Below are 26,215 nucleotides of genomic sequence, written 5' to 3'. Positions count from 1 at the left end.
CTTGCTTGGTTGCTCGGTTGCCCGACTGGCTGCCCGCTCGTCGAAGCCGGTTGGGGGCCGGGACTGGCGAGCCGGACCGGTGGGCGGGGGAGCGGCGGGTGGGGAAGGGGCTCGGAGCCGGTGCTGGGCGGGATCAGCGCACCGTGATCTCGGATCCGCCCCGTGCGGCCGACTCGGCCACCGCGGCGAGGAACTCCATGTTGTGCACGCCGTCGTCGAAGGTGCGGCAGCGGGGCAGCGAGTCGGCCTCCGGGATGCCTGCGACCTCCTCGAGGAATGCGCGGGCCTGGTGCACGAACAGGTCGTTCTGGCCGATGCCGACACCCGGTGCGTCCATCGCCCAGCCCCCGGCGTAGTGGGGGTGCTCGGGGCCGAGCGGCACGGTACGGTAGCCGGCGAGGTCGGTCTGCTCGTCGTGCAGCATGACCTCGACCTGGCCGGGATTGGTCTGGTTCCAGCGTGCGGCGCCCTTCGAGCCGAAGATCTCGAGGGAGAGGTCGTTCGGGTGCCCGGCGGCGACGCGCGATACCTCGAGCGTGCCGACGCAGCGCTCGAACTGCGCATTGAAGGTGGCGTAGTCGTCGTTCTCGACCGGCGCGAGCTCGTCGCTCACGTTGCCGCGGGTGTGACCGACGACGGCGCCGAGCGGCTTCGGGCGCTCGGTGATCGAGGTGTGGAAGCGGCCGCCCGAGACCCGCTGAACGTCGCCGCAGAGGTACTCGGCGATGTAGCTGAGGTGGCTGCCGACGTCACCGAGGGCGCCCGATCCGGCGGGGCCCTGGTATCGCCAGCTCATGGGCGCGTCGGGTCGGCAGCCGTAGTCGGTCCAGTAGCGACCCGAGAAATGCAGCACGTCGCCGAGGCGACCGTCGTCGATGAGGCTGCGAATGAAGGCGATGCCCGGGGCGCGCAGGTAGCTGTAGCCGATGCGGGCGAGCGCGCCTCGGTCTGCGGCGGCGCGCGCGGCCTCGGCCATGGCGCGCGCGTCGTCGATGGTGTCGCTCAGCGGCTTCTCGCAGAGCACGTGCTTGCCCGCGGCGAGCAGGGCCTCGACGATCTCGCGGTGCAGGAAGTTCGCCACGACCACGCTCACCACGTCGATGCCGTCGTCGTCGACGATGGCGCGCCAGTCGGAGTCGTGGCGTTCGAAGCCGTAGCGAGCGGCGGCCTCGGCGCCGAGTTCGACGTTGATGTCGGCGATCGAGACGAGGCGGATGGGGGGCAGCGTGGGCTTGTAGAGCGTGGAGGCTGCGCGGTAGGCGGCGGCGTGGGCCTTGCCGGCCATGCCTGCGCCGATGACGGCGACGCCGAGTGATGCGGTCACGGATCTGGTCCTTTCGGAGGGCGGTGGAGGGGTGCGGAGACGGCGGAGCGCGTATGTCGCATTGCGTTGGAGCGCTCCAACGAGGATCACGCTAACCTTGACTGGTCGCCGCTGTCAACGCGAAACACCGAGAGGAGATCCCGATGCGCAGACCGCCCACCATCTACGACGTGGCCGAGCGCGCGGGCGTCTCGAAGTCCCTCGTCTCGCTCGTGCTGCGCGACTCCCCCCGGGTGAGCGACGAGAAGCGCGCGGCGGTGCTCGCGGCCGTCGCCGAGCTCGACTACACGCCGAGCCGCCTCGCGGCCGGGCTCGCCGGAACGCGCACGCGCGGCATCGGCGTGGTCGTCGACGAGTTCGAGAACCTGTGGTTCGCGCCCGCGCTCGCCGGGCTGCGCGCGGCCGTCGCCGAGGGCGGCTACAGCCTCAGCGTGGCCGACGCCGCCCTCAACGCTCATCTCGGGCTCGACCCGCTCGAGGTGTTCCGCTCGCTGCGGGTCGACGGCGTCGTGCTCGCCGGCGAGGCGCCCGCCGAGTCCGCCGCGCGGCTGAGCGTGCCCGCGGTGGTGCTCGGCACACGATCGCTCCGCCTGCCGGGGGCGCCGGTCATCGCGAGCGACGAGACCGCGGGGGGCCGGCTCGCCACCGCGCACCTCGCCGACCTCGGGCACCGCGACATCGTGTGCGTCGGCGGGCCCGGCGCGAGCGCTGCGGCTCGCGAGGCGGGCTATCTCGCCGAGATGCGGGATCGCGGCCTGCCCCCGCGGGTGCTGCGGGCGCAGCAGACGAGCGAGGCCGCGGGGCGCGCGGCTGCGGCCGGGCTGTTCGCGGGATCCGGATCCCGAACCGGTTCCGAATCGCCCCCCACCGCGGTGTTCGCCGTGAACGACCCGATGGCGGTGGGTGTGATCGGCGCGGCCCGGGATCGCGGCCTCGAGGTGCCGCGCGACCTGTCAGTGGTCGGCTACGACGACTCGCCGCTCGCGGCATACGAGCTCGTCTCGCTGACCTCCGTGAGCGGTGACCCGCGAGAGCTGGGCGAGGCTGCGGGTCGCGCGCTCGTCGCGCTGATCGAGGGCGGAGCGGAGCGTCCGGGTTCAGAGGAGGCCGCCGATCGTGCCTCGGTCGCGCGCGGGGGCGGCTTCGTCGACCCCGACGCGACGGGCGGCGAGCCCGATGCGGGCGGGCTGCTCACTCCCGGGCTCGTGCTGCGGCGCTCGACGGCCGCGCGCGCCTGAGGCGCTGCCGCGCTCCGGCGATCCCTCCGCGCCCCTCCGTGCCCCTGCGGCCCCTGCGGCCCCCGACGATCCCTTCGCGCCCCCTGCGATCCCTTCGTGCCCCGGCGATCCCTTCGTGCCCCGGCGATCCCTCCGCACCCCTGCGATCCCTTCGCGGCCACGCCGCCCCCAACAGCACCGATCGACGCACGAGCACCCGTTGTCCCGCTCCATTCGGTGCTTGAGGGTCGATCGGTGCTGGAAGGCGGGATTCGGAGGTTTGGAGGTTTGGGGGTCTGGAGGTTGGGGGGTTGGAGGTTTGGGGATTGGGGTCGGGGTTGGGGGTTGGGGGTTGGGGCCGGGGTTGGGGGTCGGGGCTGGGGCCGGGGGCGCGGGAAGCCCGGTGCTCGGCGCGGCTCCGGAGCGCCGTGGGCGACGACCGCCGGGGCTCGGCGACGCGGCTCTATTTGTACCGGTCCAATAGTCGTATACTGATCGCGACCCAATTGTCTTATCAAACCGGGCGAGGGTGATCCTCGCAGCCCGGCCCAGACCCAGAGGAACCACGCAATGACGCAGACCCCGGTTCGTTTCGGACTCATCGGCACCGGCCGCATCGGCCAGGTGCACGCCGCCAGCATCGCCGCCGCCCCCGACGCGGCGCTCTCGTGGGTGGCCGACCCGTTCGTCGACGGCGCCCGCGGTGTGGTCGAGCGCTTCGGCGGCACCGCGACCGACTCTCCGGAAGCGCTCATCGCGTCGGGCGAGATCGACGCCGTGCTCATCGCCTCGCCCACCCCCACCCACGTCGATCTCATCGAGGCCTCGGTCAAGGCCGGCCTGCCCGTGCTCTGCGAGAAGCCCATCGACCTCGACATCGCTCGCGTCGATGCACTGCGCCCGCTGGTGGCATCGAGCGGCGTGCCCGTCGCGCTCGGCTTCAACCGCCGCTTCGACCGCGACTTCGCCGCGGTGCGGGCCCGCGTCGCCGCGGGCGAGATCGGCGAGCTCGAGCAGCTCATCATCATCAGCCGCGACCCGGCCGCCCCGCCGGCCGACTACGTCGCGGTCTCGGGCGGCATCTTCCGCGACATGACGATCCACGACTTCGACATGGCCCGCTTCTTCCTGCCCGAGATCGTGTCGGTCAGCGCCACCGGCACGCAGGCCTTCGACCCCGGCGCCCGCCAGCACGGCGACTTCGACACGGCCGTCACCACGCTGCGCACCGCCTCGGGCGCGGTGGTCACCATCGTCAACTCGCGGCACAGCGCGATCGGCTACGACCAGCGGATCGAGGCCTTCGGCGCCAACGGCATGCTGCAGGTCGCCAATGCGCCCACCAGCCTCGTGAGCGCCTCGACGGCCGCGGCGGTCGACGCGAAGCCCGCCTTCGGCGCCTTCTTCCTCGAGCGCTACGCGCAGGCCTACGCCGATGAGCTCGTGGAGTTCGTGAAGCTCGTGCGGGGCGAGGCGTCGACCAGCCCCACGTTCGAGGACGGTCGCGCCGCCCTCGTCCTCGCCGATGCCGCCCAGCGCTCCGCCGTGGAGGGCGTCGCGGTGCCCGTCGAGCTCTGAGCCGGCCCCGCCGACCGCACCACCACGTCCACCGAAAGGGCCGATGATGACCTACCGACTCGCCGCCTGCGCGGAGATGCTCTTCCTCGAACTGCCGTTCGAGGAGCGCGTGCGCCGCATCCACGATCGGGGCTTCCTCGTCGAGATCTGGGACTGGAGCTCGAAGGACCTCGCCGCGCTCGCCGCGACCGGCGCCGAGTTCTCGTCGATGACGGGGTACCTGCGCGGCGACCTCACGACCGACGAGGGCCGCGCCGAGCTGATCGCCACCGCGCGGGAGTCGCTGCGCGCCGCCGAGGTCATCGACTCGCCCCGCCTCAACCTGCACGGCACGGGTCTCGGCGAGGGCGGCCTGCCGGTCGTGCCCCGCGAGAGCGTGAACGGCGACGACTGGATCCGCGCCGCCGACACCCTGCGCGAGCTCGCCGCGCTCGGCGAGGAGACGGGGCGCACCTTCGTGCTCGAGAACCTCAACCTCGCGGTCGACCACCCGGGCACCCCGTTCGCGCGAGCGGCCGACACCCTCGCGCTCGTGCGGGCGGTCGACCGGCCCGGCATGCGCCTCAACCTCGACCTGTACCATGCGCAGATCGGCGAGGGGAACCTCGTCTCGCTCGTCACCGAGGCCCTGCCGTGGATCGGGGAGATCCAGGTCGCCGACGTGCCCGGCCGCTGCGAGCCCGGCACCGGGGAGATCCGCTACGAGGCCGTCGCCGCCGCGCTGCGCCGGCTCGGCTACGAAGGCGTGATAGGCATGGAGGCCTGGGCCAGCGGCGATCCGGACGCCGCACTCGGCGCCTTCGCGGCGGCGTTCGGCGAGGGACCGGGCGCCGACGGCCCCGGTGCCGGCTCCGGCGCGAGTGCGTAGGCTCGGATCGTGAGCGGGGATCGTGAGCGCAACGCCTACCGCGCGGTGGTGTTCGCCGTGCTGATCGCCGGGGCGCTCGGCTTCCTCTGGTATCTCGGCCAGGGCGGCGAGGGGCTGGGCGAGGGCGGTATCTTCCGCTTCTTCTCCGATCCGGCGAGCACTCCGGCGCCTCCGGTCCCGGGCGAGTGACCGCGCCGAGCCCTAGGATGTGAGGGATGCCGCAGCGGAGTGCGGCGACCGGTGAGGCGGCGGAGGTGACGATGGCGGAGCAGACCCAGGATCGGCTGCAGGATCCGACCGCGCCCGTTCGCCCGCCCACGATCCGCGACGTCGCCCGGGAGGCGGGGGTCTCGAAGTCGCTCGTGTCGCTCGTCTTCAACGGCGGCGAGAACGTGAGCGAGGAGCGCAGGCTGCGCGTGCTGCGCGCGGCCGAGCGGCTCGGCTACCGGCCCAATCTGGTCGCGCAGTCGCTCTCGGCCGGGCGCCGCGACCTCGTGGCGATCCTCGTCTCCAATCTCTCGAATCCGATCTTCGCCGACATCGTGGGCGCCGCGAAGGCCCGCCTCAGCGAGGCCGGCCAGCGCACCATGATCGTGACCGCCCAGGTCGACGACGGCAGCGGCGAGCCCGTGCTCGACCGCGACAACCTCGCGGTGCTGCGCGACCTCCGCCCCGCGGGGCTGCTGACGGTCGGCACGATCCCCGAGTTCTCCGAGCTGTCCGACCTGACCGCCACGATCCCCACGGTCGTGGCGAGCGCGATCGACGCGACCGACGACACGGTGGCGGCGGTGCGCACGGACGACGACGCGGGCATCGACCTCGTGGTCGACCACCTCGTCGACCGCGGGCTCGAGCGCATCGTCTTCGTGGGCGGCGACGGCGGCACGGTCTCGGCGTCGCGCGAGCGCGCCTTCCGGGCGGCCGTGGGCCGTCGCGGGCTCGGGGAGTCGGCCCGGGTGGAGCGCGCCGACTTCACCGAGGCCGGCGCCCGCCGTGCGGTGGAGCGCATCCTCGCGGCCGGCCCGCCGCCCGAGGCGATCGTCGCGGTGAACGACCTCACCGCGCTCGGGGTGATCGCCGCGCTCGAGGAGGGCGGCGTGCGAGTGCCGGAGGGGTGCCGCGTGACGGGCTACGACGACTCGACGCTCGCGGCGATCCCGCGCATCTCGCTCACCAGCGTCGACCCGCACAACCGTCGCATCGGGCGCGAGGCGGCCGAGGCGCTGCTCGCCGCCTCGGGCCCGTTCCGCCGCGGGCGCGAGGTGCTGATCCTGCCCAGCCTCGTGGTGCGCGGGTCGACCGCGGGCTGAGCGGCGCCCGGCCCCGGCGCCCGGCCCCCGGCCCTCCGCTGCCGCGGACCCTCCGCCGAGGAACGGGGGCGCGCCACTCCGCTTCGCCTCGGGGCGCCGGCGCGACGAGACTCCCGGTTGCCGATGCGGCCGAATCCCTTAGCTCACCGCGATCCAGCTTCCCGATGCCGTCGACCGCCTGAGCGCATCCTCCACCCTCGCGACCCGCAGGGCGTCGTCGATGGTCGCCGCCTCGGACGGCATGCCGCGGAGCAGCTTCACCAGTTCGCCGAGCTCGATGAGCTTCACGTCGTCGAAACCGATGCCGAGCCCCGGGCCGGGCAGGAAACGACCGTACTCGGGCATGCCCGCGTCGACGTACTCCTTCGAGACCGCCGACATGGTGCGATCGCGCCACAGGAACTCGTTGGGGTGCTCCGAGTTCCAGCTCGCGTAGCCGAGGCTGCCGTGGATCTCGATCACGAGGGCGTTCTCGCCCGAGCGGGATACGCGGCTCGCGTTGAGGGTGCCGAAGGACCCGTTCGCGAACGACGCGAGTGTCACCGCGATGTCGTCGTTGTCGACCTCGCCGACCTCGTTGAGCGCCCGCCCGCCGAAGTGGCCGCCCGTGCCTGCCGGGAGCGGGCGAGAAGCGTGAACCGTCCGCAGCCTTCCCACGACCTCGGCGACGGGGCCGTTCAGGTACTGCGCGAGATCGATGAGGTGGCTCAGGATGTCGCTTGAGGCGCCGCCCCCGGCCTGGGCCTCGGAGAACCGCCAGGTGAGCGGAGCCGCCGGGTCGGTCGCGAAGCCCGCGTCGTAGTGACCGCGAACGTGCTCGACGGTGCCGATGCGGCCGTCCGCGATGCGGGTGCGCAGTTCGCGCACGGCAGGGGAGGACCGGTAGTTGTGCCCGACCACCAGGACGGTGCCGTTGCGCTGCACGGCGTCGTGGACGCGCTGCACCTCCTCGAGCGTGCGCCCGACCGGCTTCTCGATCCAGACCGCCTTGCCGGCGTTCGCGGCCGAGACGGCGAGATCGGCGTGCTCCGAGTTCGGGGTGCAGATCGAGACGAGGTCGACGTCGGCGGCCGTCGCGGCCGCTCCCGGCGCCGCGACGGTCCGCTCGAACCCCCAGCGCCGCTCGGCCTCCTCGCGCAGCGACTCCGCCCGGCTGGCGGCTACGGCGAGCGAGAACGAGACGTCGAGCTCCGGGTAGGCCTCGGCGAAGCGCCGGTAGCAGCGCGCGTGGAGCCCTCCCATCCAGCCGAGTCCGGCCACCGCGACGCGGATGGCCGACGGCGAGGAGGCCGCGGAGCGTCGTGCGCTCATGCGTCTGCGCCGGTGCCGAAGTTGATGTGGCGGAGGAGGCGCGCCGCGATCCCGTCGATGTGTTGCACGACGGCGTCGCGCAGCAGTTCCGGCGATCCCGCCTCCATGGCGTCGAGCGCGACCATGTGCTCGTCGATGGATGCGCGTAGGTGCTCGTGCAGCGGGTCAGCGAAGACCCGCACGCGCGCGAGCGGGCCATGGAGGCGCTCGATGAGGTGGATCAGCATCGGGTTGCCGCACCGCTCGATGTACAGGTCGTGGAAGGCGAAGTCGGCCTCGCTGAAGGAGTGGTGGGGCGCGTCCGTCGCGAGCTCCGACCGCACCTTCTCCATCAGCGCCCGCACGCGGGCGATCGCCGCCGGGGGGATGTCTCTCGCGAGGAAGGCGGCTTCCGCCTCGAGCGCGCGCCGCACCTGGTAGATCTGGGTGACGAACTCCGAGGTGATGGGCGGAACGCTGAACCCCCGCGGGCCCGACTCGTTCAGCATGCCCTCGTCCTGAAGCCGACGGATCGCCTCCCGGAGCGGCGACCTGCTGACCGAGAGCTGCCGCGCGAGATCGTTCTCGCTCAGGATCGTCTCCGGCGTGATCGTGCCGGAGACGATCAGATCCTGAATCGCGTCGTACGCCTGCTCGGCGAGCGAGGGGCCGCGCTGCAGCGCGCTTCCCGGCTGAAACGTAGTCATGTTCGTTACCAGTCTCCAGATCTCCGCATCCTCGAGGATCTCGCGAAACGTGTGCCATCGCGTTTCCTGATCGTTTCAGCGGAGTTTCAGTTTTATTGACAACCTATCGGAATCATCCTAACGTGTATACAGGCGACTGACGACTGGCGACAGCCACTCGCTTCGGCTCAATGGAGAGACAGAGGAGAAACTTGATGCTCAGAAAGCTTGCACAGGCAACGCTGGCGCTCACGGCAGTCGGCGCGCTCGTCGGAGTGACGGCTTGCTCATCGGGCGGCGGAAACGGCGAGGGCGGCGGAGCGGGTGACGCCGGCATCACCATCGGCTACTCGGGATACACCGTGTCGAACCCATTCTTCGCCGGCCTGCTCGAGGGGCTCGAGCGCGGTGCCGAGGAGACCGGGGTGACCCTGATCACCACCAACGCGAACGGCGACCCGAACCAGCAGGTCACCGACGTGGAGAACCTGATCACCCAGGGCGTCGACTACATCGCTATCAACCCGGCCGATGGCAAGGCCATCGTGCCGGCCGTCAGGGCGGCTGACGCGGCGGGAATCCCCGTCATCGCACTGGCCGATTCGATCCCGAGCGACCTGATCACGTTCACCGTCAGCCAGAACCACGTCGACGCGGGCAAGATGGCGGGCGAGGAGATCGTCTCGTTCCTGGAGGATCGCTACGGCGAGGCGAAGGGTAACGTCGTCAACATCCAGGGCGCTGCCGGATCGCCCGCCGCCATCGACCGGGACAAGGGCTTCCTGGAGGTCATGGACGCCCACCCGGACGTGCAGGTCGTCGCGACGGCCGACGGGGGCTGGGACACCGCGATCTCGAACGAGGTCATGACCGACATCCTGCAGGCGCAGCCCGAGATCGACGCGGTCTTCTCGGGGAACGGGGCCGAGGCGGTCGGCGTCAGCCGCGCGATCGAGTCCGCCGGACGCTTCGCGCCGATCGGCGAGGACGGCCACATCTTCGTGATCGGCATCGACGGCCCGAAGCCCGCGATCGAGAACATCCGCGCCGGCATCCAGGACGCCGAGATCAGCCAGCAGCCGATCGCCATGGCCGAGGAGGCCGTGCGATTGATCGTCAAGCTGCACAACGGCGAGACCGTCGAGGGGTTCGTCGAGTGGCCCTCGATGCTCATCACGCCCGCCAACATCGACAGCGACGAAGTGAAGGAATTCGGCATCTGGGCCGATGAAGTCGATGGCTGATCCACTCGTCAAGCTCGCAGGCGTCAGCAAGCACTACCCGGGAGTCCGTGCGCTGACCGATGTCAGCCTGCAGATCTTCCCGGGGAGGGTGCTGGCGCTCGCCGGCGAGAACGGCGCCGGAAAGTCCACGCTCATCAAGAGCCTGGCCGGCGCGGTGCGGCCCGATTTTCGAAACGCTTTTCTCACCGTGCANCTCTCACTGCTGAAAAGTTCTTCGAAAAGCCGGGGTGAGCGTCATCTACCAGGAGCTCACCGACGTGCCGGACATGTCGATCGCCGACAACCTGCTGCTGGGCGCGTTCCCGAGCAGTGCCGGCTTCACCCGGCGTCGCGAGGCGGAGAAGCTCAGCCGCGCATCGCTCGCGCGGGTCGGGCTCGCGCACATCGACCCCTGGCGCCCGGTGTCGAGCCTGACGCTCTCCGAGCGCCAGCTGCTCGAGATCGCCCGCTGCCTCGCCCGCGATGCGAAGGTGCTCGTCTTCGACGAGCCCACCTCGTCGCTCCCGGAGAGCGAGGTCGAGATCCTCATGGCCGTGATCAAGGGCCTCAAGGCCGACGGCCTCGGCATCCTGTACGTGAGCCACCACCTCGACGAGTTCTTCGAGATCGCCGACGACATCCTCGTGCTCCGCGACGGCCGGGCGGTCGAACAGCGCCCGACCGCGGAGTGGGACGAGCAGCAACTCGTGCGCGCCATGCTGGCCCGCGACCTGGGCCGGGCCTATCCCTTCAGGGAACGGCGTCTCGGCGACGACGTGCTGAACGTCGAGGGGCTGAACGCGCCTCGCGTGAAGGACGCGCGGGTGCACGTGCGCGGCGGTGAGGTCGTCGGCCTGATCGGCCTCGCCGGTGCAGGGCGCACGGAGCTGATGCGGGCGATCGCGGGCATCGACCGTCCGGAGAGCGGCGGGGTGAAGATCGACGGGGCCGAGGTGAAGACCGGCAGCATCGCCGCGGCCCGCGGCGCCGGGATCGCCTATGTCACGGAGGACCGCAAGCAGAGCGGGCTCGTGCTCGAGAGCAGCGTGCGCGACAACATGGCGTTCGGCAACTACGGACTCTTCTCCAAGCTCGGCTGGGTGCGCAAGACCAAGCTCGCCAGGCTCTGCAAGAAGTGGGTCGCCGACTTCGAGGTCAAGACCGCCGACACGAACGGCGCGGTGGGCAGGCTCTCGGGCGGCAATCAGCAGAAGGTGGTGCTGGCGCGCTACGCCGCCACCGAGCCGCGCGTGATCCTGCTCGACGATCCCACGCGCGGCGTGGACGTCGGCTCGAAGGCCGCGATCTACGAGAAGGTCTTCGAACTCGCCGAGGGCGGGGCCGGCGTGATCATCACGAGCTCGGACACCGACGAGGTGCTCGCGGTCAGCGACCGCGCCTACGTGCTCCGGGCCGGCCGCATCGTCGGCGAGGTCGACCGGGCCGCTTTCGACCGGGAGACCGCGCTGCACCTCGCGTCGCTCGGCTGACTCTCTACCTGAGGAAGAACTCATGAATCTCAATACACAGAAGCTCGAAGACCGGGTGCTGCCGCCCGAGACGTCGGCGCTGCCGACGCTCGCCGAGCGGCAGCTCGGCTGGGGCGCCCGCACCTGGCGGCGCATCAAGCTGAGCCCGACGACCCCCATCTTCGTCGCACTCATCCTGGTCTGCGTCGTGATGTCGGTGCTCACCGACCGGTTCTTCAGGGCCGCCAACATCCTGAACATCCTCAACCAGTCGGCGATCGTCGGCATCGCGGCGGTCGGCGCCACGCTGGTGATCATCACCGCGGGCATCGACCTGTCGGTCGGATCCAACATCGCGCTCTCCGGCATGGTCGCGGCGACCTTCGTCGCGGGCGGCGGAGACGGTGTGCTGGGGGTGATCCTCGCTCTGCTCGTCTCGACGCTGATCGGCGCCTTCAACGGCGCCTCCGTCGCCTGGCTCAATCTCGCGCCCTTCATCGTGACGCTCGCGACACTCGGCATGGGCAGAGGGCTCACGCTCCAACTCAGCCAGGGTCAGAGCGTCTACGATCTGCCCGACGCCTTCAACTGGATCGGCAGCGCTTCGGTCTTCGGCATCCCGTTCGCGTCCGTGCTCACGGTGCTGATGTTCATCGTGGGGCACCTGATCCTGAACAACACGGTCTTCGGGCACAAGGTGTACGCGACCGGCGGAAATCGCGAGGCCGCGCGCCTCTCGGGCATCAAGGACCGCCAGACCCTGTTCTTCGTCTACGGGTTCGCGGGCCTCTGCGCCGGCATCTCGGCGGTCGTGCTGGTGGGGCGCCTCGGCTCGGCCACGCCCACCGCGGGCACCGGGCTCGAACTGCAGGTGATCGCGGCCGTCGTCATCGGCGGCACCAGCCTCTTCGGCGGCAAGGGCAGCATGTTCGGCACCTTCGTCGGCGTGCTGCTGATCGGCGTGATCAACAACGGCCTCACGCTGCTGAACGTGAGCCCGTTCTGGGTGCAGTTCGTGCAGGCCGCGATGATCTTCCTCGCTGTGCTGCTCGATTCGTTCAACACCCGTCGCCTCGCGCGGCGCAAGGTCACAGCGGGCTGAGGCCCGAATCCCGAAGGAGACATCCGTGGACATTCCATTCAAGACGCACCATCTCGACGAGCTGATGGCGGCGGAGGGCATCGACGCGCTTCTCGTCACGTCGAAGCACAACGTGCAGTACCTGCTCGGCGGGCACCGCTTCTTCTGGTTCGACTACATGGACGCGGTCGGGGTGAGCCGCTACCTGCCGGTGGTCGTCTACTTCCGCGGCGCCCCCGAGGCCTCGTGCTTCGTCGGTAACGCCATGGAGGGGTTCCAGATCGAGAACGAACCCGTCTGGGTTCCGCGCATCAAGGCCGAGGCCTGGGGCGTGCGCGACGCGATGGAGTTCGCGCTCGAAGCGGTGCGCGAGCGACTCGGCACGCGCGCGCGGCTCGGGATCGAGCCCAGCTTCCTCCCCATCGACGCGCTGCCCGTGCTCGAGAGCCGCGGATCGTACGACCTCGCCGACGCCGAGTTCCTGCTGGAGCGGTTGCGCGCGTGCAAGAACGAGACGGAACTCGAACTCGTCGAGCAGGCGTCGGATCGCACGGTGGACGCGATCCTCGACGTGTTCGGGCAGCTCGAGCCCGGTATGACGAAGCGCGACGCGGTCGAGCGGCTGCGCCTGGCCGAGGTCGAGCGGGGGCTCATCTTCGAGTACTGCCTCGTCTCGGCTGGATCGAACTTCAATCGCGCCGCATCCGACGACCGGCTGGAGGAGGGCGACGTCATCTGCCTCGACTCCGGCGGCAACTACCGCGGATACATCGGCGATCTCGCGCGGATGGGGGTGCTCGGCGCCCCCGACGCGGAGCTCGAGGAGGCGCTCGCCGAGATCGACGCGGTGCAGCAGGCGGCTCGCGAGGTCATCGTCGCCGGTGCGCTCGGCCGCGAGGTCATCGCCGCGGGCGACGCCAGGGCGGCGCAGAGCCCCTTCTCCGACAAGCTCGCCTACGTGACGCACGGGATGGGCCTTATCAGCCACGAGGCGCCCCGAATCACGGCGAGCGGGCCGGTGCCGTATCCGGACACGGATGCCGATTCGCCGCTGCAGCCCGGTATGGTGCTGTCCGTGGAGACGACGCTGTGGCACGAACGAAGAGGTTTCATCAAGCTGGAGGACACGGTCATCGTGACCGAGGGCGGTTACCGCGCCGTCGGCGACGTCGGCCGCGGGTGGAACGTCTGCGGTCAGGGTGCGAACCGCCTGGTGACCGCATGACGCGGGGCTTCGCACTGCATCATCTCGGCCTCGTCGTCGAGGATCTCGACCGCGCGGTCGGGTTCTACACCGACGTCCTCGGGATGAGCCGCGAGGGCCGGACCGAGTGGACCGTGATCGAGGGCGCTCCGCTGGGGATCGACGCCGATCGGGTCGAACTGCGCTGGGCGTTCCTGGGCCTCGGACCGGTGCGCCTCGAACTGCACGAGTTCCGCGACCTCCCCGTCTCGCCCGGACGCCGGAGGACGCAGGATCCTGGCCTCGGGCACGTGGCGCTCTCCGTGCCGGACATGGCCGAAGCGGTTGCGGCGCTCGAGGCCGCAGGCGCCGAGTTCTTCTCGGCCCCGAACCTGCTCACCGACTCCCCCGGACAGGAGGGCGACCAGTGGGTGTACTGCAGGGATCCCTTCGGATTGACCATCGAGCTGTACCAGGCCGCGACGCCCGGGGAACGGGCGCGGGCGACGGCCGCTCAGACGGAAAGGAATGAACGATGAACGACACCATGCGTGCCGCGGTGTTCAAGGGTGAGGGGCGGCTCGAGCTGGAGCGGCGGCCGCGTCCGGGCATCGAACGGCCCGACGACATCGTGCTGCGCGTGCGCGCGGTCGGGATCTGCGGTTCGGATCTCCACATCCTCGACGTGCCGCCGACGCACCCCGCGAAGCCCGGAGTGATCTTCGGTCACGAGTTCTGCGGCGAGGTGGTCGAGGTCGGCCCGGAGGTGCGCGACCTCCGCGTCGGCGACCGGGTGGCGATCGACCAAAATCCGCCCTGCGGCCGCTGCGAGGCCTGCCGCACCGGCAGCCCCAACTTCTGCAAGGTGGTGTTCGACAACCCGGAGTGCGATGTGCCCGGATGGCCGCACACCCCCGGCCAGTGGTGGGACGGCGGTATGGCCGAGTACGTGCGCGTGCCCTCCTACTTCGCCTACCGGGTCTCCGACGAGACGCCGATGGAGCACATCGTCGTCGCCGAGCCGCTCGGCTGCGTGCTGAACGGGGTGCACAAGGCCGGCGTGCGGCCCGGTGAAGCGGCCGTGGTCGTGGGCGGCGGGCCCATCGGCCTGCTCGCCGTCATGGTGCTCCGGCTGCTGGGAGCCGGCGAGATCGTGATCGTCGAGCCTTCGGAGGAGCGCAGGAACGTCGCCCTCGAGCTCGGTGCCACGGTGGGCGTCGACCCCCGAGCGGTCGACGTCGTCTCGGCGGTGCGCGAGGCGACCGGCGGCCTCGGCCCCACGCTGATCTACGAGGCGGTCGGCTCTCAGCTCGACGCCGCCGTGTCGATGGCCGCCGACGAGGCGAGGATCGTGGTCGTCGGGATCAACTCGGCGGTCCGCGCAGGGTTCGCGCCGACCGACATCGTCACGAAGGAACTGAGCATCCACGGCGCGTTCCTGATGCGGAACACGATGCGCGAGGCGCTCGACCTCATCGAGAGCGGCGCGATCCCGATCGGCGAGATCGTGAGTCACGTGCTCCCGCTGGAAGAGGTGCACGAGGGCATGCGCCTCGCTCGAGCCGGCGAGGCGCTGAAGGTGGTGTTCACGCCGTGACGCAGGAGGAAGCGATGGCAATCGGAAATCAGGAGCGCGCGCGCTGGGTCCTCGTGACCGGCGGCGCGTCGGGGATCGGCGCGGGCATCGCCCGGGCTCTGCACGACGACGGCTACGGGGTGATCCTCGCGGATCGCGATGCGGACCGCCTCGACGAGGTCGCGGCCTCGTTCGAGCGCGTGCGCACGGTGGTCGCCGACGTGAGCGACTCGGCCGCGACAGCGGCGCTGCGCGAGGCTGCCGAATCGGTCGACGGCCTGTGGGGGCTCGTGAACGCGGCCGGCATCTCGCTCGTGAAGCACTTCCTGCTCAACACGGAGGAGGAGTGGACGCGGATCCTGCGCGTCAACCTCGAGGGCACCTTCCGGTCGTGCCAGGCCGTCGCCCCGGTGCTGCGGAGCAACGGCGGGGGAGCGATTGTGAACATCGCGTCGATCACGGGCCGCACCCCGGCGGCGCTGCAGGGCGCATACGCGGCGTCGAAGGCCGGCGTGATCGGGTTCTCGAAGAGCCTCGCCTTCGACCTGGGCCCGCTGAACATCACGGTGAACGCGGTGTGCCCCGGTGTGGTGCGCACGCCGATCTGGGACCGCATCCTGGAGCAGGACGCGGCGGCCACCGGGCGCGGAGAGGACGAGATCTTCGCCGAGCACGTGAAGCCGATCCCGATGGGCCGGCCGCAGACCGTCGAGGAAGTCGGCGAGCTCTGCCGCTTCCTGCTGTCCGACGGTGCGCGGAGCATCTCCGGGGAGGAGATCGGCGCGACGGGCGGCATGGCGTTCGTTGAGTTCGATTTCGCCGCGGCTGCGGGCGAACTGCCGGAGGAGCTATGAGCCGGACACCGGACACCGAGGTGGTCGCGTCGAGCTGGACGAGCGCCGGGGCGGTCGCTCCGCTCTACCCGGATGAGCGCAGCACCTATTCGATCGACGAGCGGATCGCCGCGCTCGCGAAGACGGGCTGGTCCGGCATGGGGCTGAACCAGGCCGATCTCGCCGAGATCAAGCGCACGATCGGGTTCGAGGAGCTGCGCAGGAGGCTCGATGCGGCGGGGCTGGAGTACCGCGAGGTCGAGTTCCTGAACGACTGGTGGTTGGAGGAGGAGCTCTGGCGCGAGACGTGGGAGCTGCTGCTCGAGGCGGCGGGGGCCATCGGGGCCTCGTTCGTGAAGGTGGGGGCGGCGTTCAACGGCCCGGAGGAGGACTTCGGGTATCTGGTCGAGCCGTTCCGCCGGCTGGGGCGGGAGGCCGCCGAGCGGGGACTGCGGGTGGCGATCGAGCCGATCGCGTTCTCGGGCGTCGACACGACGCCGAAGGGCGCGGCGCTCGTGCGCGAGGCGGGACTGCCGAACGTCGGGATCTGCATCGACTTCTGGCACGTCTTCCGCGCGGGCACGCCGTTCTCGGAGATCACGGCCGCGGTCTCAGGCGAGCAGGTGTTCTCGGTGGAGATGGGGGACTGCCCGGCTGAGTCGCTGCCGGATCTCTTCACTGACACGATCGACAACCGGCGGCTCTGCGGCGAGGGCGACTTCGACGTGCAGGGTCTCGTGGACGCGATCCGCGCCACGGGCTTCGCCGGCCCGTGGGGCGTCGAGATGCTGTCCAGGGAGTACCGGAAGCTGCCGCTCGAGGACGCGGTGCGGGTCGCCCGCGACGCGGCGCTGCCGTACCTGGTGCGACGCGGCGCTGCCGTATCCGGTTGAGAGTGCGCGGAGGCGGGGGTGAGGGATCCGGGCAGGCGGACGGTGAGTTCGCGGGCCCGGGTCCTCGCCTCCGGAGCGTGGCGAGGTTGACGGGACCGCGATCTCGCGCGTACAATTTGGACCGGTCCAAGTTCGAGGGTGAAGGGGCGGCGATGAGCGCGCAGGCACGTGAGTACGGCAGTTTCGGTCTGTTGATCGGCGGCGAGTGGCGCGAGGCGGCCGATGGCGCGCGCGCAGCGGTGCGCTCGCCCTACGACGCCCGCACCGTGGGCGAGGTGGCCGTCGCCACCGCCGCCGACGTCGACGCCGCGATCTCGGCCGCCGAGCGGGGAGCCGCCGCCTGGCGCCGCACACCCGCCCACGAGCGCGCCGCGATCCTGAACCGCGCAGCCGACCTCGCCGACGCCCGCGCCGAGCGGATCGCCGCCACCATCTCGGCCGAGAACGGCAAGCCGCTCGCCGAGGCGCTCGGCGAGGCGCGCCGATCCGGATCCATCATCCGGCTCTCGGCCCACGAGGGCAGCCAGCTCTACGGAGACAGCCTGCCGCTCGACGCGAACCCGGGTACGGGGCAGGACAAGGTCGGCTTCACGCTGCGCCAGCCTGTCGGGATCGTCGTTGCCATCACCCCGTTCAACTACCCCGCGTTGCTGGTGTTGCACAAGGTTGGCCCGGCCCTGGCCGCCGGCAACGCGGTCATCCTCAAGCCCGCGGCAGCCACCCCGCTCACCGCCCTCGCTCTCGCGCAGCTCTTCGTCGAGGCCGGCGTGCCCGAGGGCGTCATCTCGGTGGTGACCGGATCGGGTGGCGTGCTCGGCGACGCGCTGGTGACGGATCCGCGCGTGCGCAAGATCTCGTTCACCGGCTCGACCGGCGTGGGCGAGCGCATCGCCTCGATCGCCGGAGTGAAGAAGCTCTCGCTCGAGCTCGGCGCCTCCTCGCCCACGCTCGTCCTGCCCGGAGCCGACATCGAGAAGGCCGCGTCGGCCGTGGCCGCCGGCGGCTACGTCAACGCCGGCCAGGTGTGCATCTCGGTGCAGCGGGTGATCGTGCACCGCGAGGTCGAGGCCGACTTCCTCGACGCGCTGCTGCCGAAGGTGCAGGCGATCCGCACCGGCGACCCCTTCGCCGAGGGCGTCACCCTCGGCCCGCTCATCACCGAGACCGAGGCGCGCCGAGTCGAGCGCAGCCTCGCGCAGGCCGTCGCCGACGGCTCGACCCTGCTCACGGGAGGCGAGCGCGACGGAGGCTTCGTGTCGCCCGCGATCGTGACCGGCGTCGACACCCGGCAGGCCCTCGCGCAGCAGGAGCTCTTCGGCCCCGCCGTGGCCGTCACCGCGGTCGACGACCTCGACGCGGCCATCGATGCGGCGAACGGCACGCCCTACGGCCTCGCCGCCGGCGTGTTCGGCGGCACCCTCGCCGAGGGGATCCGCGCGATGCGCGAGATCGACGCCGGCAGCGTGCACCTCGGCTGGACACCGCTCTGGCGGGCCGACCTCATGCCTTACGGCGGCTTCAAGGCCAGCGGGTACGGCAAGGAGGGCGTGCGGTCGACGATCGACGAGATGACGGAAGTGAAGACCGTCGTGATGCACGGGTGAACCGGGATCGGGATCCCGCCCGATCGAACTCCGCGCGGCCCCCGACCGGCCGCTCGCCACCATCCTCATCCGCACCTCTCGACAGACCGCAGGAACACAGCAACAGAAGGAGCATCATGGTCCAGGGAACCTCGGGGCGAACCGTGCGCCTCACCGTCGCGCAGGCGATCGTGCGCTACGTCGCCGCCCAGCACTCGGTGGCAGACGGCGAGCGTCGCCGCTTCGTGCCCGCCGCGCTCGGCATCTTCGGGCACGGCAACGTGGCCGGCCTCGGTCAGGCGCTCGCGGAGCACGCGGATCGCCTGCCGTTCGTGCAGGGCCGCAACGAGCAGGCGCTCGGGCATATGGCCACCGGCTTCGCGAAGGCGTCGAAGCGCCGTCAGACCCTCGCCGTGACCGCGTCGATCGGACCCGGGGCCACGAATCTCGTCACCGCGGCCGCGCTCGCCACCGTGAACCGCATCCCGCTGCTGCTCTTCCCCGGCGACACCTACGCGACCCGCCGCCAGGGACCCGTGCTGCAGCAGCTCGATCTGCCCGGCACCCCGGACGTGACGGCGAACGACACCTTCCGCCCGGTGGCGCGGTTCTTCGACCGCATCACGCGGCCCGAGCAGCTGCTCACCGCCCTGCCGCAGGCGTTCCGCGTGCTCGCCAACCCCGAGGAGACGGGTGCCGTGGTGGTCGCCCTGCCGCAGGATGTGCAGTCGCACGCCTTCGACTTCCCCGCCGAGTTCTTCGAGGATCACGACTGGGCGATCCGCCGCCGCGTGCCCGACCCAGCCGAGATCGCAAGCGTCGCCGAACTCGTCAGGCGGGCCGAGCGTCCCCTCGTCATCGCCGGCGGCGGCGTCATCTACTCCGACGCCCAGGCCGAACTCACCGAACTCGGCCGGCGCACCCTGCTGCCCGTCAGCGAGACCTTCGCCGGTAAGGGAGCCGTCGTCGAGGACGGCCCGTGGAGCGTCTTCGGCGTCGGTCTCGAGGGCGCGCCCACCACCAACCGCCTCGCCGAGCGCGCCGACCTGGTGGTGCACGTCGGCACCCGTCTCACCGACTTCGCCACCGCCTCGCAGTCGCTGTTCGCGAACCCCGACGTGCGCTTCGCCTCGATCAACGTGGTCGAGCACGACGCCGTGAAGCAGGGCGCCACCGCCGTGATCGCCGACGCGAGGCTCGCGCTCGCCGCGCTCGCCGCCGAACTCGACGGCTACCGTGTGCCGGACGCGTGGGCCGACGAGGTCGAGGCCTCGCGGGCCGCCTGGCTGCCGGTGCGCGACGCCGCGCTCGATCCCGACACCCTCTTCCCGAAGCAGCAGCACCCCGAGCTGCCCGACACCGACGCCGTGCTCACCCAGGGCCAGCTCATCGGCCTCATGCAGCAGCACGCGCGGCCCGGCGACACGATCGTCGCCGCGGCGGGCGGCCCTCCCGGCGACCTGCAGAAGGTGTGGGACGCGACGGGAGGGCGCCACGCGCACCTCGAGTTCGGCTTCTCGTGCATGGGGTACGAGCTGCCCGCCGCGATGGGCGTGCGCGTCGCCGACTCCGATCCCGAGCACCGGGTCACCGCGTTCATCGGCGACGGCACCTTCGTCATGATGCCGACCGAGATCGTCACCGCGGCGCAGGAGGGCATCCCGTTCACCGTGGTCATCTCGGAGAACCACGGCTACCAGGTGATCCGGCGCCTGCAGATGTGGCGCACGGGCGAGCACTTCGGCAACGAGTTCCGCTACCGCGAGGGCGACGGGTCGCTCGCCGCGGCCGACGCCGGCCGGCTCGAGGGCGACTACCTGCGGATCGACCTGACCCGGATCGCGGCGGGCCTCGGCGCCGAGGTGCGCCGGCCCGTCACGGCCGACGAGGTGCGCGTCGCGCTCGACGAGACCCGCGGGGTGCGCGGGCCCGTGGTGATCGTGGTGCCCACGATCCCCCACGCCGACCTGCCGTCGTCGGAGGTGTGGTGGGACGTGTCGCCCGCCGAGGTGTGGGAGCGGGTCGACACCTCCGAGAAGCTGGCCGAGTACGGCGAGGGCTTCGCGATGCAGCGGTGGCACGGGTGAGCGGGCCGGATCGCGCCGCCGGCCCCCTCTCCGCCGGCCGCGGGCTGCGCGAGCGGCTGCTCTCGGGCGAGCCGACGATCGGCACGTTCCTCGGCCTCGGCTCGGTGACCGCGGCCGAGGTCTGCGCCGCCGCCGGCCTGGACTGGGTGCTCGTCGACCTCGAGCACGGCGGTGGAGACGAGGATCAGGTGGGCGCGATCGTCGCGGCCGCCGGCGCGTACGGCGCGGCCACGCTGGTGCGCGTCGAGCAGCCGGAGCGGATCCGGATCGGCCGCGTGCTCGACGCGGGCGCCGCCGGGGTGATGCTCCCGCGCATCTCGAGCGCGGCCGAGGCCGCCGAGGCGCGGCGGCATCAGCTCTATCCGCCGCAGGGCGACCGCGGCGTGGCGAGTTACAACCGCGCCGCGCGCTGGACGCTCGACACGGCCGCGCTCGACCGCTCGAACGAGCAGACGGTCGGCATCGTGCAGATCGAGACGCTCGGCGCGGTCGAGCAGTTGGACGAGATTGCAGCGACCGACGGCGCCGACGTGCTCTTCGTGGGCCCGCAGGATCTCAGCTACGCGCTCGGCGTGCCGAGACGTTTCGACGACGAGGGGTTCCAGCGGGTGCTCGACCGCGTGGTCGAGGCGTGCCGCAGGCACGGCAAGACGGCGGGCATCCTGGCGAACGACCGCGCGGGCGCCGAGCGGTACCTGGAGCGCGGCTTCGGCTTCCTCGCGGTCGGTTCGGACGCCACGCTGCTCGCCGCGACCGTGCGCGACGCGATCCCCGATGGGGTGGGGGCGCCGCGATGACCGGTCCGGCGCGAGGGGGAGCCGACGCCGTCGTGGTCGGGCTCGGCCCGGTCGATCCCGCCCTCGTGCGCCCGTTCCTGCCCGAGGGCGCGCTCTTCGTGGCCGATCCCTCGGCGGGCGACCTCGCGGTGGCCGAGGGGGCCATCGTGCGCGCCGCGTTCGACGTCGATCGCCCGCTGCTCGATCGCATGCCGCGGCTGCGGGTCGTGGCCCGCACGGGCGTGGGCGTCGAACGCGTCGACGTGGCCGCGGCGGCCGAGCGGGGGATCGCCGTCGCGGTGACGCCCGGCAGCAACAGTCGAGCCGTCGCCGAGGGGGCGTTCGCGATGGTCTGCTCGCTCGTCAAGCGGCTGGGGGAGTCGAACGCGTTCGTCGCCTCGGGGAACTGGGGGAGCGGGTCCGCGCCCGTTCCCGGCGACCTGTTCGGCAAGACCCTCGCCGTGCTCGGCTTCGGGCGGATCGGGCGGATCATCGCGGGCTTCGGCGCCGCGTTCGGCATGCGGGTGATCGTGCACGACCCGTTCGTGCGGTCGGAGGAGTACGAGAACGCGAGCCTCGAGGAAGCGGTGCGCCTCGCCGACGCGATCACCCTGCACTTGCCGGGCGGCGGCGGCGAGCTGCTGCCGATCGAGCTGCTACGCACGGCGCGGCCCGGGCTCGTGCTCGTGAACTGCGCCCGCGCCGATCTCGTGAGCGCGGCGACGCTGCGCGCCGGCCTCGACGAGGGGCTGCTCGCGGGCGTCGGTCTCGACGTGTTCGAGGTCGAGCCGGCGCGGGACCACCCCCTGGCGGGGGATCAGCGCGTGCTGCTGAGCCCGCACACCACCGGGCTCTCCGAGGGCGCCATGGCGGCTACGTTCCGCATGGCCGCGGAGGCGGTGACGGCGACGCTCGCGGGCGGATCGCCGGCCCACGTGGCCGCGGTGTAGCCGCGCGGGCCCGCGACGCGCGCAGATCGGCTCCGGCGCTCAGGCGGCGCGGTGGTCCGCCTCGGCGAAGCAGGCGAGCGCGGCCTCGCGCGCCTCGCGGAGCGCCTGCGGCAGGGGCAGGCCGCGGTGCCGATCCGAGAGCATCTCGACGCCCCAGGGCCCGTCGAAACCGGTGGCGCGCACGGCGGCGATGAACGCTGGCACGTCGAACGAGCCCTGCCCGGGCAGCAGGCGGCGTTGCACGGTGTCCTCGAAGAGGGTGCCGACGGGCTCTGCGGCAGCGTCATCGAGCTCGACCGCGAAGAGGTGCTCGCCGGGCAGGGATTCGGCGATCAGGGCGTAGTCGGTGCCGGGGCGCGCGACGTGCCAGACGTCGAGGCAGAGCCCGCCGGCCGGGTGGCCGACCCGCGTCACGAGGTCGATGCCGGCCCGCAGGTCGCGCAGGGTGCCGGCGAAGGGCAGGAACTCGAGCGCGACGCGGGTGCCGTGCTCGGCCGCCTCGGCGGCGAGCGTGGCGAAGCTCTCGGCGAGGCGATCGGGGTCGGCGGGCGCCGAGGTGTCGGGTCCCACCTTGACGGTGGCCGCCCCCGCGGCCTCGGCGGCGTCGAAGACGTCGCGTCGCACGCGGTCGGAGGCGGTTCGCCGCTCGCCGTCGGTCCACCAGTCCTCGATGAGCTCGAGCTCGAGGTGCTCGACGCCGTGATCGTCGAGCAGGCGGCGCAGCTCGCCGAGCGGGCGGGTGCGGCGGAACTCGACGAGGTCGGCGTGCACGAGCCCGAAGCCGCTCCAGCCGTCGGCTGCGGCTGCGGCGATGCGGTCGGCGACCGTGAACGGGCTGCGGGTGAGGGGCCCGGAGGGGCTGGCGGCGCCCGCCGTGGTCCAGCAGGTGGCGAGCAGTCTGGGTTCGCGGTTCACGTCGCTCCTCTGTGTGGTCGGCGGAGCCGTCCTTGACAGCGCCGCGCGGTCGTGTGATGATTTGGACCGGTCCAAGTTTACCAGGATGTTTCATCTCGGGAACAGGGATCAGGCGGTGCCGATCCCGGGCGCGTCGGCGGCGATTCGCCCCGCGCGCGGGGCGAATCGAGGCGCGGGCAGGCGTTTCGGGGCAGAATTGCGGTGTCGCCAGGTCGTTATCGAACCTTTACCGTAGATGTCGCCCGACTCGGGAAGTTGCGGTACTGTAAATCCAGAGCGCAAGCTTTGTAACGACATTAGTTCAAAAACACGATGGAGTGAAACTATGTTGAAGTCACGTATGGGCCGTTGGACCAAGTTCGGACTCGCGGGTGCGGCGGCCGCCGGTGCGCTGCTGCTCGCGGCCTGCGGATCCCCCGCGGGCGCAGGCGGCGGCGCGGCAGGCGGCGATGACGGCGGTGGCGGCTCGGATCTCGAGCCGCTGAAGGTCGCGCTCGTCACCCACGCGGCTCCCGGCGACACCTTCTGGGACACCATCCGCGCAGGCGCCGAGGATGCGGCCGAGAAGAATGCGGTCGAGCTGCTCTACAGCTCCGATCCCGACGGCGCCCGCCAGGCTCAGCTCGTGCAGCAGGCGGTCGACCAGGGGGTCGACGGCATCGTGGTCACGCTCGCGAAGGCCGACGCCATGTCGGGCGAGGTGCAGAAGGCCGTCGAGGCCGGCATCCCCGTCTTCAGCATCAACGCCGGCGAGGAGCAGTTCAAGGACATGGGCGTGCTCGCGCACTTCGGCCAGAACGAGTTCATCGCGGGCCAGGCCGCGGGCGAGCAGTTCAACAACGCCGGCCTGAAGCGCGTCATCTGCGTCATCCAGGAGCAGGGCCACGTCGGCCTCGAGTCGCGCTGCGAGGGTCTCGCCGACACCTTCACCGGCACCTCCGAGGTGCTGTACGTGCAGGGCACCGACATGACCAACGTCGCCTCGACCATCACGTCGAAACTGCAGACCAACTCCGATATCGACGGCGTGCTCACCCTGGGCGCACCGTTCGCGCTCACCGCGCAGGATTCGATCGCCGACGCGGGTTCGAGCGCGCTGCTCGCGACGACCGACCTCAACGGCGACGTCTACAACGCGATCAAGGACGGCTCGATCCTCTTCGGCATCGACCAGCAGCCGTTCCTGCAGGGCTACTCCAGCGTCGAGGCCGTGCGCCTGTACAAGCAGGGCGGCTACGTGCTCGGCGGCGGCCAGGCCGTGCTCACCGGCCCCGCGGTGGTCAACGCCGACAACCTCGACAGCGTCGCCGCACAGTTCGAGTAAGCAGGCGGCGGGATCTCTCACATGTCTACGACAACAGCCCCCAAGGCTGACGAGCGGCTGGCCTCCGGCAACCTGTTCACCAGGTTCTTCACCAAGCCGGAGGCCGGCGCCACCGCCGCAGCACTGGTCCTCGTGATCATGTTCGCGGCGGTCGCGCCCCAGTTCACGAAGCCGGAGTCGATCGCCACGATCCTCTACGGCGCCTCGACCGTCGGCATCATGGCCGTCGGCGTCTCGCTGCTCATGATCGGCGGCGAGGTCGACCTCTCCGCCGGCGTGGGCGTGGTCTTCTCGGCGCTCTCCGCGTCGCTCTTCCTGTACTGGTTCGGCGGCAACGTGTGGATCGGGGTGATAGTCGGCCTCTTCACGTCTCTGCTGCTCGGATTCGTCAACGGGTGGTTGCTCACGAAGACGAAACTCTCCAGCTTCATCATCACGCTGGCGACGTTCTTCATGATCACCGGCCTGAATCTCGGCGTGACCCGCGCGATCACGGGCGGCGTCGCCGCCCCCTCGATCGAGCAGTGGCCCGGCTTCGAGTCGGCCGCGGCGGTCTTCGCCTCCGACATCCCCGTCTTCGGCGTCAAGGTCAAGATCACGGTGTTCTACTGGATCCTGCTCGTGATCATCGCGACCTGGATCCTGCAGCGCACGAAGACCGGCAACTGGATCTTCTCGAGCGGCGGCGCGCCGGACGCGGCCCGCGCCGTGGGCGTGCCCGTGGTGTGGACCAAGATCGGCCTCTACATGGGCGTGAGCTTCTGCGCCTGGCTGCTCGGCATGCACCAGCTGTTCGCCTTCAAGACGGTGCAGTCCGGCGAGGGCATCGGCAACGAGTTCCTCTACATCATCGCCGCGGTCGTCGGCGGCTGCCTCATGACGGGCGGCTACGGCAGCGCGATCGGCGGCGCGATCGGCGCCCTCATCTACGGCATGGCGCTCAAGGGCGTCGTATACGCGGAGTGGAACCCCGACTGGCTGAAGTTCTTCCTCGGCGCGATGCTCCTCGGGGCGACCGTGCTGAACTTCACGCTGCAGCGCCGCGCGGGCAAGGGAGGCAGGAAATGAACGCCACCGCAACGGTCGAGCCGAAGACCGGCGCGCCGCTCGTCGAGCTTCGCGAGGCGGGCAAGCGCTACGGCAACATCATCGCGCTGCGCGACGTGAGCCTGAAGGTGAGCCCGGGAGAGGTGATGTGCGTGCTCGGCGACAACGGCGCCGGCAAGTCGACGCTCATCAAGATCATCGCGGGTCTGCACCAGAACACCGAGGGCGCCTATCTCGTCGAGGGTGAGGAGGTGAAGTTCGGCTCCCCCCGCGAGGCGCTCAACCGCGGCATCGCCACGGTCTACCAGGATCTCGCGGTCGCGCCGCTCATGCCGGTGTGGCGCAACTTCTTCCTCGGCTCCGAGGTGACGAAGGGGTGGGGGCCGTTCCGCCGGCTCGACGTCGACTTCATGCGGAAGACGGCGAAGAAGGAACTGCTCGACATGGGCATCGATCTGCGCGACGTGGATCAGCCGATCGGCACCCTCTCGGGGGGCGAGCGCCAGTGCGTCGCCATCGCCCGAGCCGTGTACTTCGGCGCGAAGGTGCTGATCCTCGACGAGCCGACCGCCGCGCTCGGCGTGAAGCAGTCGGGTGTCGTGCTGCGCTACATCATCCAGGCGCGCGACCGCGGTCTGGGCGTGATCTTCATCACGCACAACCCGCACCACGCCTACCCCGTGGGAGACCGGTTCCTGCTGCTGAAGCGCGGCCAGAGCATCGGCTACCACGAGAAGTCGGAGATCTCGCTCGAGGAGCTGACCGGCCTGATGGCGGGCGGCGCCGAGCTCGAGCAGCTGGTGCACGAGCTGCGTCAGGTGGGCACCAGCACCGACACGGTGCGCACGATCCGCAACGAGATCGAAGGGGACACCGCCGCGGGTGTCGGCCACGTGCCGGTCACGGAGGCCGTGACGGCGATCCCCATGGAAGAGGACGACGGCCGATAGGCCGCCCCCGTGGTGAACGGGGTGACCGCTCGAGCGTTCGAGCGGTCAC

24 protein-coding genes and 1 pseudogene are annotated in these 26,215 nt (G+C 71.2%); 21 read left to right on the top strand and 4 right to left on the bottom strand.

From position 1 onward, the window contains the following. Positions 1 to 133: 133 nt before the first annotated feature. A complete protein-coding gene (locus H490_RS24170; RefSeq protein WP_017884048.1) occupies positions 134 to 1,324 on the bottom strand; it encodes a Gfo/Idh/MocA family protein in 1,191 nt (396 codons plus the stop codon). Positions 1,325 to 1,467: 143 nt separating this feature from the next. On the opposite strand from H490_RS24170, the gene H490_RS24165 reads away from it, so the two are divergent. The 5 genes from H490_RS24165 to H490_RS24145 all read left to right on the top strand — a co-directional run bounded on the left by H490_RS24165 (position 1,468) and on the right by H490_RS24145 (position 6,300). Then, a complete protein-coding gene (locus tag H490_RS24165; RefSeq protein WP_017884047.1) occupies positions 1,468 to 2,562 on the top strand; it encodes a LacI family DNA-binding transcriptional regulator in 1,095 nt (364 codons plus the stop codon). A 549-nt stretch (positions 2,563 to 3,111) separates the two neighbouring features. Continuing rightward, on the top strand, positions 3,112 to 4,119 hold the full coding sequence (gene iolG, locus H490_RS24160; RefSeq protein WP_017884046.1) for an inositol 2-dehydrogenase: 1,008 nt from the start codon (positions 3,112 to 3,114) through the stop codon (positions 4,117 to 4,119). A gap of 43 nt (positions 4,120 to 4,162) precedes the next feature. Further along, positions 4,163 to 4,987, top strand: a complete 825-nt coding sequence (locus tag H490_RS24155; protein WP_017884045.1) for a TIM barrel protein — start codon at positions 4,163 to 4,165, stop codon at positions 4,985 to 4,987. A gap of 9 nt (positions 4,988 to 4,996) precedes the next feature. Next, positions 4,997 to 5,176: a hypothetical protein gene (locus tag H490_RS24150; protein ID WP_017884044.1), complete on the top strand. Its 180-nt coding sequence runs from the start codon at positions 4,997 to 4,999 to the stop codon at positions 5,174 to 5,176. A 26-nt stretch (positions 5,177 to 5,202) separates the two neighbouring features. Beyond that, positions 5,203 to 6,300: a LacI family DNA-binding transcriptional regulator gene (locus H490_RS24145; RefSeq protein WP_017884043.1), complete on the top strand. Its 1,098-nt coding sequence runs from the start codon at positions 5,203 to 5,205 to the stop codon at positions 6,298 to 6,300. Between the two features lie 138 nt (positions 6,301 to 6,438). Here H490_RS24145 and H490_RS24140 read toward each other — a convergent pair whose 3' ends face one another. Both H490_RS24140 and H490_RS24135 read right to left on the bottom strand, forming a co-directional pair. After that, on the bottom strand, positions 6,439 to 7,611 hold the full coding sequence (locus tag H490_RS24140; protein WP_017884042.1) for a Gfo/Idh/MocA family protein: 1,173 nt from the start codon (positions 7,609 to 7,611) through the stop codon (positions 6,439 to 6,441). Next, entirely contained in the window at positions 7,608 to 8,297 is a 690-nt protein-coding gene (locus H490_RS24135; RefSeq protein WP_017884041.1) for a GntR family transcriptional regulator, read from the bottom strand. The genes H490_RS24140 and H490_RS24135 overlap by 4 nt, the downstream gene beginning before the upstream one ends. Positions 8,298 to 8,491: 194 nt before the next feature. Between H490_RS24135 and H490_RS24130 the strand changes: the two genes are divergently transcribed. The 13 genes and pseudogenes from H490_RS24130 to H490_RS24075 all read left to right on the top strand — a co-directional run bounded on the left by H490_RS24130 (position 8,492) and on the right by H490_RS24075 (position 21,930). Then, positions 8,492 to 9,520, top strand: a complete 1,029-nt coding sequence (locus H490_RS24130; RefSeq protein WP_017884040.1) for a sugar ABC transporter substrate-binding protein — start codon at positions 8,492 to 8,494, stop codon at positions 9,518 to 9,520. Further along, a pseudogene (locus H490_RS33070) lies at positions 9,504 to 9,674 on the top strand (ATP-binding cassette domain-containing protein); the annotation flags it as partial. The gene H490_RS24130 and the pseudogene H490_RS33070, both read left to right, overlap by 17 nt. 73 nt (positions 9,675 to 9,747) lie before the next feature. After that, positions 9,748 to 10,989: a sugar ABC transporter ATP-binding protein gene (locus H490_RS32840; protein WP_017884039.1), complete on the top strand. Its 1,242-nt coding sequence runs from the start codon at positions 9,748 to 9,750 to the stop codon at positions 10,987 to 10,989. A 22-nt stretch (positions 10,990 to 11,011) separates the two neighbouring features. Continuing rightward, on the top strand, positions 11,012 to 12,070 hold the full coding sequence (locus tag H490_RS24120) for an ABC transporter permease (protein ID WP_017884038.1): 1,059 nt from the start codon (positions 11,012 to 11,014) through the stop codon (positions 12,068 to 12,070). Between the two features lie 25 nt (positions 12,071 to 12,095). Further along, on the top strand, positions 12,096 to 13,274 hold the full coding sequence (locus H490_RS24115; protein WP_017884037.1) for a M24 family metallopeptidase: 1,179 nt from the start codon (positions 12,096 to 12,098) through the stop codon (positions 13,272 to 13,274). Beyond that, positions 13,271 to 13,771: a VOC family protein gene (locus H490_RS24110; RefSeq protein ID WP_017884036.1), complete on the top strand. Its 501-nt coding sequence runs from the start codon at positions 13,271 to 13,273 to the stop codon at positions 13,769 to 13,771. Before H490_RS24115 ends, H490_RS24110 begins: the two co-directional genes overlap by 4 nt. Further along, entirely contained in the window at positions 13,768 to 14,829 is a 1,062-nt protein-coding gene (locus H490_RS24105) for a zinc-dependent alcohol dehydrogenase (RefSeq protein WP_017884035.1), read from the top strand. Before H490_RS24110 ends, H490_RS24105 begins: the two co-directional genes overlap by 4 nt. A gap of 14 nt (positions 14,830 to 14,843) precedes the next feature. Then, positions 14,844 to 15,662, top strand: a complete 819-nt coding sequence (locus H490_RS24100; protein WP_017884034.1) for an SDR family NAD(P)-dependent oxidoreductase — start codon at positions 14,844 to 14,846, stop codon at positions 15,660 to 15,662. Then, a complete protein-coding gene (locus H490_RS24095) occupies positions 15,659 to 16,534 on the top strand; it encodes a sugar phosphate isomerase/epimerase family protein (RefSeq protein ID WP_017884033.1) in 876 nt (291 codons plus the stop codon). The genes H490_RS24100 and H490_RS24095 overlap by 4 nt, the downstream gene beginning before the upstream one ends. Positions 16,535 to 16,686: 152 nt before the next feature. After that, complete coding sequence (locus H490_RS24090) at positions 16,687 to 18,138, top strand: aldehyde dehydrogenase family protein (protein ID WP_017884032.1); 1,452 nt, start codon at positions 16,687 to 16,689, stop codon at positions 18,136 to 18,138. 116 nt (positions 18,139 to 18,254) lie between these two features. Next, positions 18,255 to 20,204, top strand: a complete 1,950-nt coding sequence (gene iolD, locus H490_RS24085; protein WP_017884031.1) for a 3D-(3,5/4)-trihydroxycyclohexane-1,2-dione acylhydrolase (decyclizing) — start codon at positions 18,255 to 18,257, stop codon at positions 20,202 to 20,204. Continuing rightward, positions 20,192 to 21,001 carry an HpcH/HpaI aldolase family protein gene (locus H490_RS24080; RefSeq protein ID WP_017884030.1) on the top strand — a complete coding sequence of 270 codons (810 nt, stop codon included), beginning with the start codon at positions 20,192 to 20,194 and terminating at the stop codon, positions 20,999 to 21,001. Before iolD ends, H490_RS24080 begins: the two co-directional genes overlap by 13 nt. Beyond that, positions 20,998 to 21,930, top strand: coding sequence for an NAD(P)-dependent oxidoreductase (locus H490_RS24075; protein ID WP_017884029.1), 933 nt, complete (start codon positions 20,998 to 21,000; stop codon positions 21,928 to 21,930). Before H490_RS24080 ends, H490_RS24075 begins: the two co-directional genes overlap by 4 nt. Before the next feature lie 39 nt (positions 21,931 to 21,969). Here H490_RS24075 and H490_RS24070 read toward each other — a convergent pair whose 3' ends face one another. Further along, positions 21,970 to 22,845 (bottom strand): sugar phosphate isomerase/epimerase family protein, encoded by an 876-nt coding sequence (locus H490_RS24070; protein WP_017884028.1) that lies wholly within the window; start codon positions 22,843 to 22,845, stop codon positions 21,970 to 21,972. 325 nt (positions 22,846 to 23,170) lie between these two features. Here H490_RS24070 and H490_RS24065 point away from each other — a divergent pair, with 325 nt between their 5' ends. Genes H490_RS24065 through H490_RS24055 form a run of 3 tightly spaced genes read left to right on the top strand, consistent with a single transcriptional unit; the run spans position 23,171 to position 26,166 of the window. After that, entirely contained in the window at positions 23,171 to 24,169 is a 999-nt protein-coding gene (locus tag H490_RS24065) for a substrate-binding domain-containing protein (protein ID WP_031290007.1), read from the top strand. 21 nt (positions 24,170 to 24,190) lie between these two features. Next, complete coding sequence (locus H490_RS24060; protein WP_017884026.1) at positions 24,191 to 25,237, top strand: ABC transporter permease; 1,047 nt, start codon at positions 24,191 to 24,193, stop codon at positions 25,235 to 25,237. Beyond that, entirely contained in the window at positions 25,234 to 26,166 is a 933-nt protein-coding gene (locus H490_RS24055; RefSeq protein ID WP_017884025.1) for an ATP-binding cassette domain-containing protein, read from the top strand. Before H490_RS24060 ends, H490_RS24055 begins: the two co-directional genes overlap by 4 nt. Positions 26,167 to 26,215 lie beyond the last annotated feature (49 nt).

The organism is Leucobacter sp. UCD-THU, assembly GCF_000349545.1.
Taxonomy (GTDB): Bacteria; Actinomycetota; Actinomycetes; order Actinomycetales; family Microbacteriaceae; genus Leucobacter; species Leucobacter muris.
Note: the sequence above shows the minus strand (reverse complement) of the source record. Positions and strands in the feature narration are given on the sequence as shown.

Coding starts and splice junctions, on each gene's coding strand:
- H490_RS24165 (WP_017884047.1), top strand. CDS start 1,468: ATGCGCAGACCGCCCACCATCTACGACGTGGCCGAGCGCGCGGGCGTC.
- iolG (WP_017884046.1), top strand. CDS start 3,112: ATGACGCAGACCCCGGTTCGTTTCGGACTCATCGGCACCGGCCGCATC.
- H490_RS24155 (WP_017884045.1), top strand. CDS start 4,163: ATGATGACCTACCGACTCGCCGCCTGCGCGGAGATGCTCTTCCTCGAA.
- H490_RS24145 (WP_017884043.1), top strand. CDS start 5,203: ATGCCGCAGCGGAGTGCGGCGACCGGTGAGGCGGCGGAGGTGACGATG.
- H490_RS24140 (WP_017884042.1), bottom strand. CDS start 7,611: ATGAGCGCACGACGCTCCGCGGCCTCCTCGCCGTCGGCCATCCGCGTC.
- H490_RS24135 (WP_017884041.1), bottom strand. CDS start 8,297: ATGACTACGTTTCAGCCGGGAAGCGCGCTGCAGCGCGGCCCCTCGCTC.
- H490_RS24130 (WP_017884040.1), top strand. CDS start 8,492: ATGCTCAGAAAGCTTGCACAGGCAACGCTGGCGCTCACGGCAGTCGGC.
- H490_RS24120 (WP_017884038.1), top strand. CDS start 11,012: ATGAATCTCAATACACAGAAGCTCGAAGACCGGGTGCTGCCGCCCGAG.
- H490_RS24110 (WP_017884036.1), top strand. CDS start 13,271: ATGACGCGGGGCTTCGCACTGCATCATCTCGGCCTCGTCGTCGAGGAT.
- H490_RS24105 (WP_017884035.1), top strand. CDS start 13,768: ATGAACGACACCATGCGTGCCGCGGTGTTCAAGGGTGAGGGGCGGCTC.
- H490_RS24100 (WP_017884034.1), top strand. CDS start 14,844: ATGGCAATCGGAAATCAGGAGCGCGCGCGCTGGGTCCTCGTGACCGGC.
- H490_RS24095 (WP_017884033.1), top strand. CDS start 15,659: ATGAGCCGGACACCGGACACCGAGGTGGTCGCGTCGAGCTGGACGAGC.
- H490_RS24090 (WP_017884032.1), top strand. CDS start 16,687: ATGAGCGCGCAGGCACGTGAGTACGGCAGTTTCGGTCTGTTGATCGGC.
- iolD (WP_017884031.1), top strand. CDS start 18,255: ATGGTCCAGGGAACCTCGGGGCGAACCGTGCGCCTCACCGTCGCGCAG.
- H490_RS24075 (WP_017884029.1), top strand. CDS start 20,998: ATGACCGGTCCGGCGCGAGGGGGAGCCGACGCCGTCGTGGTCGGGCTC.
- H490_RS24065 (WP_031290007.1), top strand. CDS start 23,171: ATGTTGAAGTCACGTATGGGCCGTTGGACCAAGTTCGGACTCGCGGGT.
- H490_RS24060 (WP_017884026.1), top strand. CDS start 24,191: ATGTCTACGACAACAGCCCCCAAGGCTGACGAGCGGCTGGCCTCCGGC.
- H490_RS24055 (WP_017884025.1), top strand. CDS start 25,234: ATGAACGCCACCGCAACGGTCGAGCCGAAGACCGGCGCGCCGCTCGTC.